Annotated in this window: 1 protein-coding gene; it reads left to right on the top strand. The window is 40.5% G+C overall.

The window, feature by feature from the left end; genetic code table 11:
- Positions 1 to 420: relaxase/mobilization nuclease domain-containing protein (locus HFD15_RS14025; protein ID WP_167595256.1), on the top strand; the 420-nt coding region annotated here is incomplete at both ends.

The raw sequence follows: 420 nt of genomic DNA, 5'->3' as shown, positions 1-420 counted from the left end.
GTGGAGCTGACAAATTGTCGGGCAGTTGCCGTGGGTGGAACCAACGGGATTGATCCCTTTATCGCCAAAGAACAATTTGATGTCATTCGACAACTTCATAACCAAACGAAAGAATCCAATCAAGTCTTGCGTATTACCCAATCTTTCGCCTTAGATGAACTGAATCCGAAAGTTCAAAAAGACTGGCAAAAAGCCAATGATTTAGGCGTTGAATTAGCAGAAAACCTTTATCCTAACCATCAAAGCGCTGTTTATACGCATTTAGACGGAAAAAATCACGTCTTACACAACCACATCATTGTCAATAAGGTCAATTTAGAGACAGGAAAGAAATTAAGAGAACAAAAAGGAGAAAGCGTTCAACGAGCACGAGAAATGAATGATCGACTCGCTTCTCGAGAAAACTGGCACATTTTAGAG

Origin of the sequence: Lactococcus sp. EKM203L (genome assembly GCF_011800585.1) — a bacterium.
In the GTDB taxonomy this organism is placed as follows: domain Bacteria; phylum Bacillota; class Bacilli; order Lactobacillales; family Streptococcaceae; genus Lactococcus; species Lactococcus lactis.
Note: the sequence above shows the minus strand (reverse complement) of the source record. Positions and strands in the feature narration are given on the sequence as shown.